The sequence below is a fragment of the Nonlabens xylanidelens genome (genome assembly GCF_002934445.1).
GTDB classification, from domain to species: Bacteria; Bacteroidota; Bacteroidia; order Flavobacteriales; family Flavobacteriaceae; genus Nonlabens; species Nonlabens xylanidelens.
The window spans coordinates 1-3,666 of sequence record NZ_PTJE01000002.1 but is presented as its reverse complement, the minus strand read 5'-3'; the positions used below and the strand labels follow the sequence as shown (position 1 = coordinate 3,666).

At 30.0% G+C, this 3,666-nt stretch carries 4 protein-coding genes; all 4 read left to right on the top strand.

Annotated features, from left to right (window positions below):
- Positions 1-102: 102 nt before the first annotated feature.
- Positions 103-1,185 (top strand): serine hydrolase domain-containing protein, encoded by a 1,083-nt coding sequence (locus tag LY01_RS05080; RefSeq protein ID WP_104514757.1) that lies wholly within the window; start codon positions 103-105, stop codon positions 1,183-1,185.
- A gap of 882 nt (positions 1,186-2,067) precedes the next feature.
- Complete coding sequence (locus tag LY01_RS05075) at positions 2,068-2,577, top strand: RNA polymerase sigma factor (protein ID WP_104514756.1); 510 nt, start codon at positions 2,068-2,070, stop codon at positions 2,575-2,577.
- The gene (locus LY01_RS05070) at positions 2,564-2,992 is read left to right on the top strand and encodes a hypothetical protein (protein ID WP_104514755.1); all 429 of its coding nucleotides are present in this window, start codon (positions 2,564-2,566) and stop codon (positions 2,990-2,992) included. Before LY01_RS05075 ends, LY01_RS05070 begins: the two co-directional genes overlap by 14 nt.
- Before the next feature lie 40 nt (positions 2,993-3,032).
- The gene (locus LY01_RS05065) at positions 3,033-3,533 is read left to right on the top strand and encodes a SusC/RagA family TonB-linked outer membrane protein (protein WP_104514754.1); all 501 of its coding nucleotides are present in this window, start codon (positions 3,033-3,035) and stop codon (positions 3,531-3,533) included.
- Positions 3,534-3,666: the final 133 nt, after the last annotated feature.

The window sequence follows — 3,666 nt, the reverse complement described above, 5'->3', positions numbered from 1 at the left end:
AGCCATCAATTAAGAATTTACGGTAAGGCTTGATGACTGAAACGAATCATAGCCTTACCGTTAGCATTAATTCTAAATAAAATTAAAACTTAAATTATAAAAATGAATAAAAATTTATTAATCATAATTTGCATATTGTCTATAAGCTGTGAATCTATAAAAACGAACTATGAACCAGAACAAAAACTCATAGTCTCAAGCGTCGTTAATCAATACCAAGATTCCTTAAAATTAAAACGATTTGGCATTGGTGCTCTTGTTAAACACAAAAATTTGACTGAAACCTATGCAATTGGTATTGCAGGAGATTCAATTGATATGACAACGGATAAAATTTTCAATATCGGTAGCTTAACAAAGACCTTTACGGCTGTTTTAATAATGCAAGAAATGGAAAAAGGTACTTTGAAAATTTCTGATTCATTGAATAAGTACTTTCCTAAAGAACTTACAGATAATAAAAATATTGACCGTGATATTACGATTAAACAACTTTTAAATCATACAAGTGGTTTAGGAGAAGTAGTAATTGACACAATATCAAATGTGTCTTTATCTAATCCTTACTATGACTATAATCATACATTTTTGTTTAATAAAATACCTGAGCCGAAAAATAAACCAGGAGGGAAATATAAATATACGAATTCAAATTATATATTATTAGGCTATATCCTTGAAGTATTGAATAACAAAACATATGAAGATATTTTAGAAGAACGAATTTTCAAACCAGCCAAGATGGATAATAGTTATGGATACTATACATCTTCAAGAAACAACTCAGCTCACCCAATGTTTAATGGAGAAGATTATGGTTATGATTCGTTTTATTATTATTATAGAGATTATGTGTTTTCTGCAGGAGGAATTGCATCTACATTAAGTGATTTGGAATCTTTCTTCATTAACCTTTACGAAAAAGAGACATTCATAAAAAAGGACACTTTTAATCAAATGATAGATACTAATACTTCGTACGGACTAGGAATGCAAATTTTTCATAAAGGGAAAAATAAAGACCTATTCATTGGTCACGGAGGAGATAATTTTTCTTTTAAATTAAGAAATTATTACAATCCAAAAAATGGGGATTTAGTAATTGTTTTTTCCAATCAATATAAAGACCCTTTTACTCAAAAAATCGCAAATAAATTAGTTAAGACTATAACGGAAATGAACTAATGCTAACATAGTATATGAAAAATAGCGCGAGGAGTTGCAAAAACAAAGATTTATGCACTTTTCGAGGTCGCCAAATTTTTAAATTTGGCTATTTCAGAAAGGAAAATAAATAGGAAAACTTAAAAATTCGGCTCGTGTTTAACCGAATGGATAGCGCATTTTTTTAGCGCCACTAATCTTATACATAAACGTTGCAAAAAATCAAAGATTTCGCAACATTGAAATTCACCGATTCATTTATATCTAGGTTTATTATAGCTTTGTTATTATGGATATAACAACTGTTGCAAGACCTTCCAAGTTGTTTCGATTGCATCGTTGAAAACTCTTGTTTTCAGAACGTAAGAACGTACAAACAACTTGAAAGTTAGTGTTTTCAGTATTGAATTCCAAAGTAACATGCTGTTAATATGTCAGATACAGAATGATCTTACAGGAATCAACGTCCCTTATACTCAGGTATAAAGGGCATAGATTCCTTATGAAGTTTTGTTATTATGTATGGCAGTGTGGCAAATGCTTGACATTTCACAACACTAGCTATAATTCATTTTAAAGATAGAACAGTAATTTAGATCAAAGTAATATCTTTAGAGCCATCAATTAAGAATTTACGGTAAGGCTTGATGACTGAAACGAATCATAGCCTTACCGTTACCAACAAGTAGAAATACAAGCAACTGAGTATTATTTCATCTAGATTTGGTAAAAGCCACTAGTCTACCCTGTACTCCAAACAAGTGTTTTTAACTTCAAAGAGGTTCGGCTTCGCTCCTTTAAAAAAATATCTTTATAATTGACTATCAGTAATTTATGAATAATTTTTAAATAAAGCACATTTTCTTGTTATGCCTGCACTCATTTTATCGTTGTTAAAGTAGTATGGATAAGAACGAATTTAGACTTAAAGTATTTTCTCTATCAGAACATTTGTTTCCTATGGTTTCTCGAATGCTCGGAAATAAGGCGAACGCAGAAGATGCTATTCAAGAAATAATGATGAAACTTTGGTTAAAGCGTAAGCAAATTGGGCTACATCCAAATATTACAGGTCTTGTATTCTTAACAGCACGCAATTACTGTATTGATTTAATGAGAAAAAAAAAGCTGGAAATTGATGACACTCCTTTCCAACTGGAGATACTAAAATCAGAAAGCGGTCAAGAACAATTGGAGTGGAAAGAGTTAAATACTATTATTAAAAAAATTCTTAAAATCTTACCTGAACAACAAAGAGAAGTTATAATGATGCGAGACTTAGACGGTTATGAATTTATTGAAATAGCCGCTGCAACACAACTTAAGGTTGAACATATTAGAGTTTTATTATCACGAGCTAGAAAACAGGTGAGTACAGAATTAGAAAAAACATATAGCTATGAAAGAGGATGAAATTAAAAGATTAATTGAAAAATATAAAGAAGGAAATACTACGCTAAACGAAGAACAGTTTTTGTTTAACCATACTAAAGATTCGGTACTCTCATTGGAAGCATGGTCTAATTTCATAAAAAATAATAAAAAGGAAACACCAACTAATTTTAATGCCACCCTATGGGAATCCTTTCAAAATAAAAAAATCGGAAAACGTAAGAGATTTGTTAGAATCATCTCTGCAGCGGCGTCAGTTATATTATTAATCTCTTTTTATATAGCCAGTCCAAAACAAAAAGGGCTCAGCTATTCTAAGAAAGAAGATTTATTAAATCAAGCTCTAAATATGGTGTCTAATTCAGAACCATCAGAAACCCAACAAAATATTATTTATGAAAATGAAATGGTAATTATTTATACAACTTCAGAATAACTAATCTCAATAAATTATATATTAACAAACATTTAAAAATATGAAAAATCTAATTTTAACCTTGTGTGCACTATTATTATCAATTTCAATAATTCAAGCACAGGAAAATAAAAAAACAGTAGACAACAGCTCAAATAAAGAAAAACTACACATTAAGATAAAAGATGGTGCAAAACCAGATATTTATGTTGATGGGAAAAAATTTGATTTTCCAATGGATATATTGGATTCAGATATGATTGAATCCGTAAGTGTTGTCAAAGGCGATAAAGCACTAAAAGAATACAATTCTAAGAACGGTGTAGTACTTATTGTAACGAAAAAGAAGAATGCTGAGATAGATAATGCTTCTGCCAATAATGAAGGTAAAGCCCCAATGATAATAATTAACGGAAAGAATTCTGACAGAAAAACACTTGAAAAATTATCACCAGATGATATTGAAAGCATCGAGGTTTTTAAAGATGAACGGGCTTTGAAAAAATATAACGCTACCAACGGTGTTATAGTCGTAACAACTAAAAAAGAAAAGAAAAAATAAATCTACTGAGAATTTAAAGTAAGAAAATACCAGTTGGTAACAAAGAACTGTGGTAAAAAACAAGCGAATTTCACTTAATTTCTAACCAGTACACTTCTATATCCGTCATCATATATTAATCCTGATTTTGCTA

Coding starts and splice junctions, on each gene's coding strand:
- LY01_RS05080 (WP_104514757.1), top strand. CDS start 103: ATGAATAAAAATTTATTAATCATAATTTGCATATTGTCTATAAGCTGT.
- LY01_RS05075 (WP_104514756.1), top strand. CDS start 2,068: ATGGATAAGAACGAATTTAGACTTAAAGTATTTTCTCTATCAGAACAT.
- LY01_RS05070 (WP_104514755.1), top strand. CDS start 2,564: ATGAAAGAGGATGAAATTAAAAGATTAATTGAAAAATATAAAGAAGGA.
- LY01_RS05065 (WP_104514754.1), top strand. CDS start 3,033: ATGAAAAATCTAATTTTAACCTTGTGTGCACTATTATTATCAATTTCA.